17 protein-coding genes are annotated in these 14176 nt (G+C 53.9%); 10 read left to right on the forward strand and 7 right to left on the reverse strand.

Annotation, left to right across the window (positions count from 1 at the left end; translation table 11 throughout):
* Positions 1 to 30 precede the first annotated feature (30 nt).
* From AB9F26_RS16595 to AB9F26_RS16615, 5 genes are all read right to left on the reverse strand, one after another.
* Positions 31 to 1467, reverse strand: a complete 1437-nt coding sequence (locus AB9F26_RS16595) for an FAD-binding oxidoreductase (protein ID WP_335584507.1) — start codon at positions 1465 to 1467, stop codon at positions 31 to 33.
* 236 nt (positions 1468 to 1703) lie between these two features.
* Positions 1704 to 2210: a hypothetical protein gene (locus AB9F26_RS16600; protein WP_335584506.1), complete on the reverse strand. Its 507-nt coding sequence runs from the start codon at positions 2208 to 2210 to the stop codon at positions 1704 to 1706.
* Positions 2211 to 2278: 68 nt separating this feature from the next.
* Positions 2279 to 2794: a fasciclin domain-containing protein gene (locus AB9F26_RS16605; protein ID WP_369768523.1), complete on the reverse strand. Its 516-nt coding sequence runs from the start codon at positions 2792 to 2794 to the stop codon at positions 2279 to 2281.
* A 190-nt stretch (positions 2795 to 2984) separates the two neighbouring features.
* Entirely contained in the window at positions 2985 to 3620 is a 636-nt protein-coding gene (locus AB9F26_RS16610) for a ChrR family anti-sigma-E factor (protein ID WP_335584504.1), read from the reverse strand.
* Between the two features lies 1 nt (position 3621).
* On the reverse strand, positions 3622 to 4200 hold the full coding sequence (locus AB9F26_RS16615; protein ID WP_369768524.1) for a sigma-70 family RNA polymerase sigma factor: 579 nt from the start codon (positions 4198 to 4200) through the stop codon (positions 3622 to 3624).
* A 158-nt stretch (positions 4201 to 4358) separates the two neighbouring features.
* On the opposite strand from AB9F26_RS16615, the gene AB9F26_RS16620 reads away from it, so the two are divergent.
* From AB9F26_RS16620 to AB9F26_RS16655, 8 genes are all read left to right on the forward strand, one after another.
* The gene (locus AB9F26_RS16620; RefSeq protein WP_369768525.1) at positions 4359 to 5639 is read left to right on the forward strand and encodes an NAD(P)/FAD-dependent oxidoreductase; all 1281 of its coding nucleotides are present in this window, start codon (positions 4359 to 4361) and stop codon (positions 5637 to 5639) included.
* Entirely contained in the window at positions 5636 to 6391 is a 756-nt protein-coding gene (locus AB9F26_RS16625) for a DUF1365 domain-containing protein (protein ID WP_369768526.1), read from the forward strand. Before AB9F26_RS16620 ends, AB9F26_RS16625 begins: the two co-directional genes overlap by 4 nt.
* Positions 6391 to 7548 carry a class I SAM-dependent methyltransferase gene (locus AB9F26_RS16630; protein WP_369768527.1) on the forward strand — a complete coding sequence of 386 codons (1158 nt, stop codon included), beginning with the start codon at positions 6391 to 6393 and terminating at the stop codon, positions 7546 to 7548. Before AB9F26_RS16625 ends, AB9F26_RS16630 begins: the two co-directional genes overlap by 1 nt.
* The gene (locus AB9F26_RS16635) at positions 7541 to 8278 is read left to right on the forward strand and encodes an SDR family NAD(P)-dependent oxidoreductase (protein ID WP_369768528.1); all 738 of its coding nucleotides are present in this window, start codon (positions 7541 to 7543) and stop codon (positions 8276 to 8278) included. The genes AB9F26_RS16630 and AB9F26_RS16635 overlap by 8 nt, the downstream gene beginning before the upstream one ends.
* Positions 8275 to 9003, forward strand: coding sequence for a TspO/MBR family protein (locus AB9F26_RS16640; protein ID WP_369768529.1), 729 nt, complete (start codon positions 8275 to 8277; stop codon positions 9001 to 9003). Before AB9F26_RS16635 ends, AB9F26_RS16640 begins: the two co-directional genes overlap by 4 nt.
* A complete protein-coding gene (locus AB9F26_RS16645; protein ID WP_335584498.1) occupies positions 9000 to 9398 on the forward strand; it encodes a DUF2177 family protein in 399 nt (132 codons plus the stop codon). The genes AB9F26_RS16640 and AB9F26_RS16645 overlap by 4 nt, the downstream gene beginning before the upstream one ends.
* A gap of 182 nt (positions 9399 to 9580) precedes the next feature.
* A complete protein-coding gene (locus tag AB9F26_RS16650; protein WP_335584497.1) occupies positions 9581 to 10516 on the forward strand; it encodes a DnaJ C-terminal domain-containing protein in 936 nt (311 codons plus the stop codon).
* Positions 10513 to 10848 carry a hypothetical protein gene (locus AB9F26_RS16655; protein ID WP_335584496.1) on the forward strand — a complete coding sequence of 112 codons (336 nt, stop codon included), beginning with the start codon at positions 10513 to 10515 and terminating at the stop codon, positions 10846 to 10848. Before AB9F26_RS16650 ends, AB9F26_RS16655 begins: the two co-directional genes overlap by 4 nt.
* A gap of 17 nt (positions 10849 to 10865) precedes the next feature.
* On the opposite strand, the gene AB9F26_RS16660 is transcribed toward AB9F26_RS16655, so the two are convergent.
* Together AB9F26_RS16660 and AB9F26_RS16665 are read right to left on the reverse strand one after the other, a co-directional pair.
* Complete coding sequence (locus AB9F26_RS16660) at positions 10866 to 11189, reverse strand: ArsC/Spx/MgsR family protein (RefSeq protein ID WP_335584494.1); 324 nt, start codon at positions 11187 to 11189, stop codon at positions 10866 to 10868.
* A 43-nt stretch (positions 11190 to 11232) separates the two neighbouring features.
* Entirely contained in the window at positions 11233 to 11409 is a 177-nt protein-coding gene (locus AB9F26_RS16665) for a hypothetical protein (RefSeq protein ID WP_039000781.1), read from the reverse strand.
* Between the two features lie 213 nt (positions 11410 to 11622).
* Here AB9F26_RS16665 and AB9F26_RS16670 point away from each other — a divergent pair, with 213 nt between their 5' ends.
* Positions 11623 to 12369, forward strand: a complete 747-nt coding sequence (locus tag AB9F26_RS16670) for a hypothetical protein (RefSeq protein ID WP_335584493.1) — start codon at positions 11623 to 11625, stop codon at positions 12367 to 12369.
* A gap of 346 nt (positions 12370 to 12715) precedes the next feature.
* Positions 12716 to 14110, forward strand: coding sequence for a PLP-dependent aminotransferase family protein (locus AB9F26_RS16675; RefSeq protein WP_369768530.1), 1395 nt, complete (start codon positions 12716 to 12718; stop codon positions 14108 to 14110).
* Positions 14111 to 14176: the final 66 nt, after the last annotated feature.

The following is a 14176-nucleotide window of genomic DNA, read 5'->3' on the forward strand; positions in this document are numbered from 1 at the left end:
TGCTGGTGCGTATTTTATGGAATTTTACCCTCATTCAGCCGCGCGGGATGCGGAAGTGGGTTTGATGTTGTGATTGAGGCGGAACAGGTTTTTTGGGTCATACTTGGCCTTCACATGGCCCAATCGCTCCATGTTGCTCCCGTAAGCCCCCGTTACTCGCCCCACCTCATCATCGGGCATGAAGTTCACATAGACACTTCCGGTCGAGTATTGCGCCGTGTCGTCGAATAATTTCCGCGCCCATCCGATACAGGTGGCATCACCAGACTCATCCGCCCATCGGGTATGAACGTTCATGATAAAATGCGCGGATCGTTGAGGATAGGCCGTGGCGTCTTCGGCAACCCGCGCCATGGCACCGCCGACATGCGCAATGAAAACTTCGCTGTTTGGATCGGGCAATGTTTCGATGGCCTTTAGAAGCACCGACACGGCGTCGCTAGAAAGCTCATTGAAATCATGGCTCTTCCAATAGTTTCTCATGCCGGGCGCGAGCAAAGGATCAAACGCGGTTTGCCACCCCACGAAGGGTGCCTCGCCGATCACATCCGCAATCGGATTTCCCAACCCACGCAATTGCTTGAGGGACTCTCCACCATCGGCTTCATCACCAATATAACAGGCTGCAAAGACAAGCACCGGTTTGCCGTGCCAGTCTTCAGGGAGAAACGGCAGAGGGGGCGCTTTGCGCATAACAACCCAGACGGTCAACTCGTCAGGCGCGGAACCCGCGATTTTGTTGTAGGCGCGCAGCAAGGACGGCGCATCTTCAAGTGGATGCACGATCAGACCTGCCAGTACGGAAGGCCCCACTTCATGCAGGCGGAATTCAAAGGAAGTAACAACGCCAAAGTTACCGCCACCCCCACGGACCGCCCAAAACAAATCAGCGTTTTGATCCGCGCTCGCCGTCAAAAAGCTGCCATCCGCGGTGACGATATCAACGGACAGAAGACTGTCGATGGTCATCCCGAATTTGCGCGTGATCCAGCCAAATCCACCACCAAGAGTTAGCCCCGCAATCCCTGTCGTGGAGTTGATACCCGTAGGCAGGGCCAAGGCATGTGATTGGGTTTCCTTATCGACGTCAGACAACAAAGCCCCCGGTTCCACACGGGCCGTTTTTGCGAACGGATCCACGTGGACACTTTGCATATGCGACAGATCCAAAAGCAACGCGCCCTCGGCTACGGCATGTCCGGCAATCTGATGCCCACCGGAACGAATGGCGAGCAACAGGTTGTTTTCACGCGCAAAATTGACGGCAGCGCGCACGTCGCTCGCCCCCATCGCCCGAATAACAAGACCGGGTTGGCGGTCGACCATCGCATTCCATAACGTGCGGCTCTCGTCGAACTCTACGGCACCTTGGGAAAAGACGCTGCCGCGCAAGGACCCGGCAAGGGCTTCGATCACGTCTGATGCAAAAATCTTTTCTGTGCCGTCTAATTTAATAATATTGGTCATTTTTAAAATCCCTCCAAATTGAATTAGAGGTCGCTTGCCGTGAATTTACCTCACAGACGGGTATGCCCGTTTCACATATTCATGTGCTATCTCTTACACTAATTTTGAAAGTCTCGCGAGCATTTGATTCACGGACCGGAACCTAGATGACTCTAGCTAAGGATCATATTGAGAGGATTACGTTGGGTATAAACCCTGAAAATACGCGATATCAAACAATTACGATCCCAGAGCGATCAGAGTAGCGGATCATAGGACCACTGCAATAATGCTTGCCGTTGCCGAGGGCGACAAAAAATATCTCCGGGGTAACAGTTGGCGCGAATTTGGCCTGCATGGCGTGCAAATCCACGCCATCGTTTGATTTGAATGCGATCAATGTCCTCAACACGTCGGCCAAGGAAATACCGACAATACCATTGAAACCAACCGCGAGGATCAGGGCCATAAATCCAACCCTTTTCCTGCCAAACAGAAAGCGGTTGTCGGCTTTTGATCCCAAAATAATTCAAAGCGGGGTCCGGTTTTGAGCTGATCTTGGCGTTTTCAAACCACGCCGCGGGAAACTCTTGCGTGCAATCATTCAGGTAGCGCCCCTCGAAAACCCCCATTTCAAGCATTTTCTGCGGGGTATAGACAGGGTTGAAATCATCGGCAAATTCCGCCCCAACAGGCGCAGAAAGAGCATAGGTATACCCTGTCTGAAAACGATCGTTCACTGTGATTTCATCGCCGAGTCTCATAGGTTTACCTACCGCAAAAAGATACGTGGCGCGCGTTCTTTTTTAAGACGCGCACCACGGGGTTTGCTTTAGTTGCAGGCTGGACGCGTGCCGGGCAGCAACACTTTGTCAACCACATGGATCACACCATTGTCGGCCATGATATCCGCGATGATTACATTCGCCATTTCGCCAGTTCCATCCGCTATCATAACGCCGTCACTTCCCGCAGTGATACACAGGCGTTCACTGTCCAAAATAGGTGCGAAATATGTCGAGCCCGTGGGGATCATATTGGCGGTCAATTTGCGGTCGTCCACGTGGTAAAGCAGCACGTTTGTGAGCTGGCCTTTGTTCTCGGGCATCAACAATGTTTCAACTGTGCCTTCGGGCAAGGCGGCAAAAGCATCATTCACCGGCGCGTAAACTGTGAAGGGGCCAGGCCCCGAGAGCGTTTCCGCAAGTCCAGCCGCTTCAACGGCGGCCACAAGGGTCGTGAAGCGCTCATCTCCAGCGGCAATCTCAACGATATTAGCGGCATTCGCAGTGCCTGCGGCAAGGCTAAGAGCAAGGGCGGTGACTGTGGCTTTCAATGTCGTTTTCATTCTGTCTCTCCATATACTGGACTTAAATCGTCCTGTGTTAATTTGCATTCGTATTATTGATACGGAGAAAAATCGGAACTGGATCACTTTTAAACTTCACATGAAATTAACGCCGCAAGCTATTGTTTTAATAAAAAAATCCACCAGATTGCCTGATGGATTTTTCCCTAACGGCAATATAGTTTTCGCGCTAAATGCGGAAAAGCGGCTGGAGCAAGCGTGGCACAAACGACGTGAACCGCAAGGGTGCGTCCGTGGCTGCAAGACAGATACAGGGCGCACCAGCCCCTGCGATGGGCGTGTGCTCAAGATCGCTGTCAGCAATTTCAAGATCGCCCACACCAAACTGCCCCGTCTCGTCGCTAAAGCTCCCCTGCAAAACCAAAGTCAGCTCCATGCCGCTATGGCTGTGATCGGGAACGGCCCGCCCTGAAGGGATATAAAGGAGCCGCGTTGAGCCTTCTTTATCCGCAGACAAGATGCATTGCCGCACCCCAAGCCCCAAGGATTTCCAGCGTGGCGGTTTGCCTTTGAGCGCGGCCATCACAGGCCCCGGATAAACGCCACTACGCGTGTAGGTAGGTTCCACGGGAGCGGGCGCGTCAAGCTGCGCCATGATATCCGCTTTTAGGCTGCTCGACACATCGGCAACGTCGGTGGTTTCGAGAAGCGCTCCGCCAACAGTCTGATGCGCCTCAAGCGCCGCGCGACACTCGAGGCATATCGACACATGCGCCGCTACGACCATTGCAAACGGATGTGGTAAGTTGCCGGACGCGTAAGCGTTCAGCATGGCGTCGGGGGTATGATGGTGGATTGAGGTCATCTTAACGTAGTTCCTTCAATTCGTGCCGTAGGCGTTCCAGACCAAGTCGGATACGCGATTTAATTGTGCCAAGCGGCAGGCCGGTTTGAGCGCTGATCTCCTGATGGGTCAGCTCGCCCATATAGGCTTTTTGGATGATGTCACGTTGATCGGGCTTGAGCTTCGTTAGGGCTTGCCGGATACGCTGGGTTTCTTGATCGACGGCCAAAATCTGGCTCGCGTCTGGCTCTGACCCGGGATCTTCGCCGAGTTCTTCGGGCAACGGACGCCGCTCTTTGCGGATCACGTCAATTTGTCGATTGCGGGCAATCTGATAAATCCACGCAGACACCTGTGCGCGATGCGGGTCGAACATGTCGGCCTTGCGCCAAACCGTCAACATCACGTCCTGTACGATCTCTTCCGCCATACTCGACGAGGTTCCCGACCGGACGATGAACCCTTTAAGACGCGGCGCAAAATGGTCAAATAACCGCGCAAACGCGTCGCGATCGCGTGTATCGCGGATCGCGATCATCCACACGGATTGCTCAGAGACTGGCTCAGAGACGTCGACAGGCGTTTGTGTCACCAGTTTCATGACCTTTCGCTGCGCGGCATTTGCACTCCGCGTTGCGGGTTTTTTATGAATCGTTTCTATCATCATAACCACATTACGAAGCCAAATGAAAATTAGATCATTTTTGATCCAAAAAAATTCTCACACGTATACAGTTCAATAAGTTGCTCGGAGAGAACATGTCATTTGATGCCCCAAAAATCCGTCCCCTGCGCATTGCCATTATTGGCGGTGGCATATCGGGACTCGCGGCCGCTTATCTATCGTCGCCGCATCATGCGGTCACCCTGTTTGAGGCTGCCCCTAAGTTGGGCGGCCACGCGCGTACAGTAATGGCGGGAAAAAATGGCGATCAGCCCGTGGACACGGGGTTCATTGTGTTCAACTACGCCAACTACCCCCATCTGACGCGGATGTTTCAGGACTTGGACGTGCCTGTTATCAAAAGCGACATGAGTTTTGGCGCGTCGATCAATGGCGGAAACATCGAATACGGGTTGCGAGATCTGCGCGCGCTCGTAGCCCAGAAGCAAAACCTGCTGCGTCCTGGATTTGCTCGCATGGTGCGCGATATTTTGCGATTTAACGCCAAGGCCGAGGCGCTGGCAAAGGACGACAGCACCACAATTGGCGATTTGATGGATGGGCTTAACCTCGGGCCATGGTTTCAAAACTTCTATCTGATGCCGCTCTGTGGTGCGATCTGGTCTACCTCCCCCTCCGACATTCGCGGTTTTCCCGCGCGCACTCTGGTACAGTTTTTTCGCAACCACGCGCTTTTGAGTACCTCTGGCCAACACCAATGGTGGACGGTGGACGGAGGAAGTATCGAATACGTCCGTCGTCTTGAACACCATTTGCGTGGTCGCGGGGTTGCCATACGTACCAAAACGCCTGTGCAAAGCGTGCGCCGTGAGGGGGGGCAGGTTATTATCAACAGCGCTGCAGGACCACATGCGCCGTTTGATCAGGTCATCTTTGCCTGTCATTCCGACCAAACCCTGCGCCTTCTTGAACAGCCAACACCCCAAGAACGCGCAGCGCTTTCTGCGATCCAGTTTCAGGACAATGAAATGATCCTGCACCGCGACACCGCGCAAATGCCCACCCGCAAAGCCGCATGGTCGAGTTGGGTTTACAAGGCTGACACAACACAACCCGAGCCCCGCATTGGCGTCACCTATTGGATGAACCGCCTTCAGAACATCCCTGAGAGCGACCCGCTGTTTGTCTCGTTAAACCCGATTGATCCCGTGCCCGACCATTTGATCTATGATCAAAAAACCTTTCGTCATCCGGTGTTTGACGGTCCCGCTTTGGTGGCGCAACGCCAACTCAACGCAATTCAGGGCGAAAATAACACGTGGTTCGCGGGCGCCTATACGCGCCACGGGTTCCACGAGGATGGTTTTGCCAGTGCCGCCCGTATTGCGCGCAAAATGGTTGGGCAATTCGCATGACCACAGGTACCGAATATGTCAAAGGGGTCACCACCCATACCCGTCGCGGCGCTATCTCGCATCGATTCAAATATACCGTCGATTATGTGCTCATTGATGCGGAGGGCACGCAGGAAAAGCCGTCATTCTTCTCGCGCAATCGGTTCAACCTCATGTCGGTGTACGATCAGGATCACGGTGGCCCACTTAAGGCAGGGACCGGCGCAAAATGGGTACGCGACATCTTGGCGGTACATGGATTGACCCGCCCGCATTTGCGGATTCTCTTGTTAACGCAGCCACGAGTTTTGGGCTATATTTTTAACCCTGTCAGCTTTTGGTTAGTTCTGGAGGGCAAGGATATGATCGCCGCGATTGCCGAAGTCTCGACGCCGTTTGGCGACCGTCACTCCTATTTGTGCCACCAACCCGACCTGTCCCCCATCACCGCCGACACACGCATTACCACGCCGAAAGCCCTGCATGTGTCCCCCTTTCAAGAGGTCGCGGGCACCTATGAATTCAGTTTTGATATCCGCGCAGAGAAAATTTCAATCCGCATTTTGCATCGTAACGGAGATGAGGGTGTCGTCGCCTGTCTGGCGGGGCCACGCGTGCCGATGACTAATGCACGCCTCATCAACGCAAGTCTGCGCCGCCCGCTTGGCGCCCTGCGCACGATGATCTTGATCCACTGGCAAGCCCTACGTTTAAAACTTAAAGGCGCAAAATATCGCACCCGTCCCGCTCCCCCCACTACCGAGGTAACCTAATGCTTTTTCTAAGTAAGCGTGTGAAACACGAATTTTTGGACACCTGCGCCCGCATCACCACTGGCAGTTTGCGCCTGCGTACACCTGAGGGCGAAGTTTACGATTTTGGTGCGGGCAGCCCTGCAGCCGAGATGCAAATCCACGACTGGTCCGTGGTGCCCGCCCTTGCGTGGCGCGGCGATATTGGACTGGGCGAGACCTATGTGGCAGGCCTGTGGGATACGCCTTCTGTCGAAAACCTAACCCGTATCGCCCTGCTCAATATGGAACAGTTCAGCGGTTACGCCTATGCGGGCTTTTGGAACAGCCTGAAGTTTCGCGTGGTGGATCGTTTGATGCGGGCCAATACGCGTGGAGGGGCGGCACGCAATATCCGCGCCCATTATGATGTTGGCAATGAATTTTACCAGCTTTGGCTGGATGAAAGCATGACCTATTCCTCCGCACTTTTTTCGGAGGGCGACACGGATTTAACCCGTGGGCAAAACCGCAAATATGACCGTATTCTTGATCGTCTGGGGCAAGGCGAGCGCGTGCTGGAAATCGGCTGTGGCTGGGGTGGATTTGCCGAACGGGCGGCCGAAAGCGGACGCCATGTCACGGGGCTGACGATCTCTCCGAGCCAAAAAGGCTACGCGGATGCGCGCCTTGACGGGCGGGCGGACATCCTCTTGCAAGACTATCGCGCCAGCCAAGGGACGTTTGACAGCATCGTGTCGATTGAGATGATTGAAGCGGTGGGGCAAAAATATTGGCCAACCTATTTCGCGACCCTCAAGGCCCGATTGGCCGAGAACGGTAGTGCCATGGTTCAAGCTATAACCGTGGATGACAGCTATTTCGACACCTACCAACGTGGCTCTGACTATATCCGGCACTATACGTTTCCGGGAGGGATGTTGTTGTCTAACGCCAACATCGCGCAACAGGCGCGGCAGGCGGGGTTGGTCGTAAAGGACGTTTATAACTTTGGGGCCGATTACGCGCGGACCTGCGCCGTATGGAATGACCGTTTGAACCAGAAATCGGAGCGCATTCGCAAGCTGGGCTTTGATGACGGGTTCCTGCGCAATTGGCAATTCTACCTCGGCATTTGCGCGGCGTCCTTTGCCGTCGGGCAAACCGATGTCGTTCAAGTGGAGTTAGCGCATGCCTAAGCCCGAAACGATTTGGATTATTGGAGCGAGCGACGGTATTGGCGCGGCCTTGGCCCGTGAATGGGCGCGGCGCGGCGCAAGGTTGATCCTTTCAGCGCGATCAGAGGACAAGTTGCAGGAGTTGGCGGCAAGCCTTGGAACAGACCACGTGATCGTGCCGCTGGACGTTGGGGATCGGGCGAGCTTGGAGAAAGCGGCCAAGGAGATCGCCACGTTTACGCCCTTGGACCGTGTGATCCATTTGGCTGCTCTTTATGATCCGGGGAAGATTTCTGACCTCTCGCCTGAGCGCGCGGCGCAAATCGTTACCGTCAATCTGACGGGGAGTTTTCATATTGCCCAAATCGCGCCAAGACTGTTGCGCGCAGGGGGGCAACTGGCGCTTTGCGGATCTGTCGCGGGCTATATCGGTTTGCCGCAGGGTCAGATATATTCTGCAACAAAGGCAGCCGTGATCAATCTGGCGGAATCCTTGCGGGCGGAACTTGCGGGAAGTTTTGACGTGCGCCTCATCAGCCCCGGTTTTGTCGAAACGCGCCTCACCCAGCGCAACACGTTCACCATGCCTGCCATCGTAACACCGGAAGTAGCGGCCTGTGCGATCATTGACGGCCTCAACACAGGCCGCTTTGAAATCCACTTTCCGCGCCGTTTTACCTATGTTCTGAAACTGCTGAGCGCCCTTCCCTATTGGGCCGCTTTGCCCCTGACCCGACGGTTGACCCAATGACCCAGAAACAGTCCAAAACCCTTGCCGCTTTGGTCTTAGGTGCCACGCTGACCTTTGCCCTGTCCCCCTTGGCGACAATCGGGTTCAACGGCTTCACACCCGCACAATTTCCGATCCCGCAAATCGACCCACCTGTTCAGCCTTCGGGCTATGCGTTTTCGATTTGGGGGGTGATTTACCTCTGGCTGATTGCTGGCGCAGCTTACGGTGTCTGGCGCGCGCCGGACTCGCAAGACTGGCACCCGATGCGGCCGTGGCTGGCTGTAAGCCTCGTTATTGGGACGTTTTGGATTGCTGTCGCCAATGTTTCGCCCCTTTGGGCCACGGTGATGATCATTGCAATGGCCGTAACTGCGATCTTTGCAATGCTACGCGCGGGCCCAAATGATCCTTGGCTAAAAGGACGACCCGTTGCGCTTTATGCGGGCTGGCTCACGGCGGCGACGGGCGTGGCGATTGGCGTCTTGCTTGGTGGATATGGCCTCCTTTCCGCACAAACCGCCGCAATCCTGTGCCTCGCTGGCGTGTTGGCCGTTGCTGCCTCCGTGCAGGCGGCCCGTCCGCGCGAATGGGGCTATCCCGTCGCCGTTATTTGGGCCCTGATCTGGGTCGTTGTCGCAAACCTGTCTGGCCCAAACTGGGTCGTCATCTCCCTCGCCTCCGTCGGTATCGCAGGTCTAGGCTTGCGGATGGTGCGCCCCTTTTTAAAGGATGCAAACGCATGAAAATCACGATCCTTTACCTCTCAACAGCGGTAATATTTTTCGCGCTCGACGCCATTGGTCTGCGCCTACTGATAAAACCGGTTTTTGAGCGCCACATTGCCCATCTCTTCGCCGACCCATTTCGGGTGGGTCCCGCCCTTGTGTTTTATATGGGGTATATCGTTGGGTTGCTGTGGTTTGTTTCAGTCCCTGCCCTGCGAGCAGGAGACCCGACGGCGGCGCTGATTGGCGGGGTGGCCTTGGGGCTTTTGGCCTATGGAACCTATGAATTCACCAATTACGCGACTTTACGGGATTGGTCGCTGCAACAGGTGGCCGTCGATATGATATGGGGCGGCGTTCTGACGGGGTTTTCGGCGTGGAGTGGGGTAATGATTACGCGCGCATTGGCGTAAGTTTGCCGCTTTTGTTCGGGGTTTGGACGCCAAAAAGCGCATAGACCCTTGATAAATTTGTGTATAGGCTTTTTTGTATATGAAAGTTGCCGCGTCCTATCTCTAGGCGACAACGTGAAAGCGGCTTGAGGCGGCTTATTTGCCTGATCTCATTGCGCAAAATTACGAATAAGGCTCACAACGTGTCAAAAACAATTCAAGACCCCTATGCAGAGCTTGGCGTCAAATCCACGGCAACCGATGCGGAAATCAAGAAGGCCTTTCGCGCCCTAGCCAAAAAGCTGCACCCCGATATCAACGTGGGAGATGCCGCCAGTCAGGACAGGTTCAAAGCGATTTCCGCAGCCTATACCTTCCTCACGGACAAGGAAAAAAAGCGCCGTTTTGATGCGGGGGAAATCGACGCCTCGGGTGCGGAAAAACCGGACAGAAGCTTCTATAAGGATTTCTCGTCAAACGGCCCGCGGCACCGCTATGAACCCGAGGGGAACTTCGACGGTTTTGGCGATATTTTCTCGCGCGCCTTTGGGGGCGACCCTAGATACGGCGCCAGACAAGGGGCGAATATGCCGATGCGCGGGGGCGATTTGCGCTTTCACCTGACCATTAGTTTTCGCGACGCAATCACGGGTGCCAAACAACAATTGACGCCACCCAACGGCAGTAAACTTGAAGTTTCGATCCCCGCTGGCATCAAAGAAGGGCAAACCCTGCGCCTTGCGGGGCGCGGTCAACCCGGGATCAACGGCGGCCCTGCAGGGGACGCTCTGATTGAAATATCTGTAGCACCCGACGTCATTTTCACCCGCGACGGAGATGATATTCTTCTCGACCTTCCCATCTCGATTGACGAGGCGGTTTTGGGCGCATCAGTGGAAGTTCCGACGGTAAAGGGCCGCGTAAAATTGCGCATTCCTGCTGGTTCAAGCAGCGGGCGCGTTATGCGCATCAAGGAGCGCGGGGCCCCGTCTGGCAAAGGTAAAATCGGCGATCAATTGGTGACGCTCAAGATTGTCCTGCCCGACGAGATCAGCGAAAGCCTCGTGAGTGCCATGGAGGAGATGCGCGAGGCGGGTGGGTATAGCGCGCGGGCTGGCTGGAAGGGAGAAACGAAATGATGACCGAAGCGGAAGTTCTGGTAAAAGTCCAAGGATTGAGTGTCACGCGGCTCCGGATTTGCGTTCAAGAAGCGTGGGTGGCCCCCGCCACGGGGCAAAGCGGCCCCCTCTTTGACGACCTTGATCTCGCGCGTCTGCAACTCATTGCCGACCTCAACGATGATATGGAGGTCAATGACGAAGCCCTGCCGATCATTCTGTCGCTGATCGACCAATTGAACGCAAACCGGCGCCTTTTTCAGGCATTAGATCAGGCAATCAACGCGCAAGAGGTCGACATTCAAGAGAACATCGTCGCGTTTATTGTGGATGCGGCAGGGCAAAAAACGTAACTTGATGGGCGGCCCCGTCAAAGTAACGCGTCTTGCACGGCCTGATCCCAGCCCAGATAATAGGTTTCGCCATCGCGGATAACGGGACTGACCATCAATTTGGGTTTGGCGGCCAATTGATCTTCCGCTTCGGAATGTTTCAACCAATCACTCAGGCCGCGCCATTCCGTTGACTTCTTATCCAACAAACGATCACCAAACTCGCCGACTAATTCGGCCCATTCTGCTTCGCTCATTGGGTTCGCGCGGATATCGCGAAAATTTACCTCTTTGCCCGCAGCTTCCAAGGTTTTGATGGCCTTCTGGCTATCTGTGCAGGTGTTAATTCCATAGACTATCATGTGACTTTTCCTTGAACGCCAAACAACGTGGCGAGAAACTTTCTTATTTTCCGCGCTTCGCAGCCTTTTGTTCTTTGGTCAGCTTGACGTTCCAACTGTTGTTGCTGATCCCAAGCTCACTGGGCAAGGGTTTTGTTTTCCCAACACTGACATTTCCCCCATTTTCCAAAAACTGCTTAATAAGGGCTTCATCGGTCGTGGCCTTGCGGACTTGTTTCATCGCTATGGTCTTCCAGTTTTGCTCCTCGTTTTTAACGAAGAAAGGAATTTAAGGGACCATAGCGAGTACTGGCAGAAAAGAAAACGTGCGTGAGACAAACTTCTCGCATGGGCCGTGCCAAAACCCCGCATTGAAAATCTCGGCAACAAAATATCAACACATTGACTCTAGGGTTAGCCAGATACCAGCTTCTAAATTGAGGTTTTAATGTTCGTGAAACGATCCCTAGCCACCGGCGTCTTGCTGTTGTTTATAACGGCTTTTTTCTCCCCTGTTTTTGCCGAAAGGGCGTCCCTATTTCGGGTTTCCACCCTGCCCCAAAGCAGCGGTTCTCTGTTTGAACTAAGTAGCTTAACTTCCGGCCCCGATGAACCGCTCAGTACGGCCAGCCTTTTCGCCGGACGTCGGGCCACCAGTTTATTTGCCCCCTACTCTGTCAAAGAAAACAAGATCGAGCGAGAGGTTCAACTCAGCAAATACGCCCTTCAAGCCACAGGAATACGCCATGTCATCGGCCAAGCGGAAGCTGGCAAAAAAGGTTACGATGCCATTCAACACGGCGCTCGGCTTCGGCCTGCAAAAAAGCCGACAGACATGACGCTTGCGGAAATTTTCGACTGGATCGAACAAACACCAAACCAAAATCACGCGATTGGCCGGTATCAGTTTATTCCAGCAACTCTCCAACGTCTGGTCGATTTTTTGGGAGTGAATGAGCGTGCAGTATTTTCGGCTGAGGTCCAAGATCAACTGGCGGATGTACTCCTCGTAGAAGCAGGCCTCAACGCCTTTAGCGAGGGCGAAATAGAGCGCCATGATTTTATGCATAATATGGCTAAAATCTGGGCAGGGCTCCCAACATCAACGGGAAAATCGTTCTATAATGGCTACGCGGGCAACAAAGCAACGATGACTTGGGCACATTTTGATCGGGAAATGGCAAAAATCTTTCCAAGTTAAGAGGCTGCGTGCGTCGAAATTTTTAGCCATTTCAGCGACAGGAACCTAACAACACCTCATTTTATTGTTCAAAAAACATAAAAATGGTCAGGAAGCGATGTTATGGTTAAGGCCTTTGGTCACCCCGCAATCATTGTTCGCCATTTTATTGAAGTACTTAGGCGGCCCACAGTCACTTGATCCAATCCTTGCGGCGCATAGGGCCCATCGCAACCGACAAGATTGTTGAGGTAATGGCATGGTGAATGGCGGTCCTGCACTTTACGAGGCTGGTATCAAATATCACGAAGTTTGAGCAGAATTACGGGGGATTGTATCGTCAATGAAATCACCTTAGGATTGTCGCATGACAATATGGTATCCCAACCCCGCGACTCTCCAACATCCGCTGCATACTGGCCTTGCCTCGGCAATAGCACATGCGATCTCTGACGGTAAATTGCAAAAAGGCCAGCAGTTGCCGACCCATCGCAAGATGGCAGAACGGCTTGGTCTTAGTGTTCACACGGTTAGCAAGGCGTATGAAACTTTGCGGCGGCAAAACCTGATTGACGGGCATGTGGGACGTGGCAGTTATGTTCTTGATCCCAATGTGACCCAAGACCAACCCTTCAAACTTAAGTCCGAAGGGCGCAATGGATTTGACCTTTCAATATCGCGCCCAATGTTCAGCAAGCTGCATGTTGATCGCTTCCAAAAAGCCTTGATCCGACTCCCAGACGAGTTGGATCCCTCGATATTTTTATCCTGCCGCCCAAACGTCGGGCACGATGCCCATCGGGAAACCGGCGTGAAATGGTTGTCAATTTGTGGCGTAGACACATCGCCCGATAGTATCATTATGACCAACGGCGTCAGTCATGGCATGTCTGCTGCGTTGTCTGCCTTAACTCGCCCCGGGGACACGGTGCTGGCGGACGATATTACCCATCACATGCTAGTTTCAGGATGCTCTTATCTTGGTCTAAATTTGGTCGGCATTCAGACCGATGAATTCGGAATTCGCCCTGATGCGCTTGAAGAATATTGTCGGGAAAAAGAAGCTAAGATACTGTTTTTGTTTCCTTCACTGGCAAATCCAACAGCCGTGATGGTACCAGAAGAGCGGCGCCGCGCGCTTGTGGAGGTGGCGCGAAAATTTGGCCTGTACATCATCGAAAACGATACCTTTGGCCCCCTTGTAAAAGACCGCCCAACTCCTGTGACGGCCCTCGCACCAGAGCGTTCCATCTATCTGACGTCCTTTACAAAATGCACCATTTCCGGCCTGCGCGCGGGCTATCTTGTTGCGCCGGATCATCTGCTTCCGGCCCTAACGAGCCGTATTGTTGTGTTTGGCTGGATGGCCACGCCCTTGATGTGTGAGTTGGCAAGCCGCTGGGTGCTTGATGGAACGGCTCTGGAATTGGCGATGTGGCAGCGTGCCGAACTTTGCAAACGCTATGAGATTGCAAAGCAAGCGCTGCACGGGATGCAATGGAGCGGACACGCTTCTGGACTTCATATTTGGCTGAAACTTCCCGAAGGATGGACGACCGATAGCTTCGTCGCCTATGCGCGGGAACTAAGTATTTCTGTCGCCCCAGATACGCCTTTCCTGACCCCAAAGACCGCGTCGCAAAATGCTGTGCGGGTGTCCTTGGGCAGTATACAGGACCATGAGCGCTTCAAACAGGCGTTAAATCTTTTAGCCGGAATGCTTGCCCGCCCCCATGCAGCCCTGCCGCCCCTAACCTACTAGAATTGTCCTGCAACAATAAAGAAATTGACTTGCAGGACAATCTACCTCAAGTCTGACACAGATGAA

It is taken from the genome of Falsihalocynthiibacter sp. BN13B15 (assembly GCF_041205415.1).
In the GTDB taxonomy this organism is placed as follows: domain Bacteria; phylum Pseudomonadota; class Alphaproteobacteria; order Rhodobacterales; family Rhodobacteraceae; genus Falsihalocynthiibacter; species Falsihalocynthiibacter arcticus.

What these genes read in the sequence shown, in the direction of transcription:
- AB9F26_RS16610 (WP_335584504.1), bottom strand. Translation starts at nt 3,620, where the DNA reads ATGACCTCAATCCACCATCATACCCCCGACGCCATGCTGAACGCTTAC.
- AB9F26_RS16625 (WP_369768526.1), top strand. Translation starts at nt 5,636, where the DNA reads ATGACCACAGGTACCGAATATGTCAAAGGGGTCACCACCCATACCCGT.
- AB9F26_RS16600 (WP_335584506.1), bottom strand. Translation starts at nt 2,210, where the DNA reads ATGAGACTCGGCGATGAAATCACAGTGAACGATCGTTTTCAGACAGGG.
- AB9F26_RS16655 (WP_335584496.1), top strand. Translation starts at nt 10,513, where the DNA reads ATGATGACCGAAGCGGAAGTTCTGGTAAAAGTCCAAGGATTGAGTGTC.
- AB9F26_RS16605 (WP_369768523.1), bottom strand. Translation starts at nt 2,794, where the DNA reads ATGAAAACGACATTGAAAGCCACAGTCACCGCCCTTGCTCTTAGCCTT.
- AB9F26_RS16665 (WP_039000781.1), bottom strand. Translation starts at nt 11,409, where the DNA reads ATGAAACAAGTCCGCAAGGCCACGACCGATGAAGCCCTTATTAAGCAG.
- AB9F26_RS16635 (WP_369768528.1), top strand. Translation starts at nt 7,541, where the DNA reads ATGCCTAAGCCCGAAACGATTTGGATTATTGGAGCGAGCGACGGTATT.
- AB9F26_RS16640 (WP_369768529.1), top strand. Translation starts at nt 8,275, where the DNA reads ATGACCCAGAAACAGTCCAAAACCCTTGCCGCTTTGGTCTTAGGTGCC.
- AB9F26_RS16645 (WP_335584498.1), top strand. Translation starts at nt 9,000, where the DNA reads ATGAAAATCACGATCCTTTACCTCTCAACAGCGGTAATATTTTTCGCG.
- AB9F26_RS16615 (WP_369768524.1), bottom strand. Translation starts at nt 4,200, where the DNA reads ATGAAACTGGTGACACAAACGCCTGTCGACGTCTCTGAGCCAGTCTCT.
- AB9F26_RS16595 (WP_335584507.1), bottom strand. Translation starts at nt 1,467, where the DNA reads ATGACCAATATTATTAAATTAGACGGCACAGAAAAGATTTTTGCATCA.
- AB9F26_RS16630 (WP_369768527.1), top strand. Translation starts at nt 6,391, where the DNA reads ATGCTTTTTCTAAGTAAGCGTGTGAAACACGAATTTTTGGACACCTGC.
- AB9F26_RS16620 (WP_369768525.1), top strand. Translation starts at nt 4,359, where the DNA reads ATGTCATTTGATGCCCCAAAAATCCGTCCCCTGCGCATTGCCATTATT.
- AB9F26_RS16675 (WP_369768530.1), top strand. Translation starts at nt 12,716, where the DNA reads ATGACAATATGGTATCCCAACCCCGCGACTCTCCAACATCCGCTGCAT.
- AB9F26_RS16660 (WP_335584494.1), bottom strand. Translation starts at nt 11,189, where the DNA reads ATGATAGTCTATGGAATTAACACCTGCACAGATAGCCAGAAGGCCATC.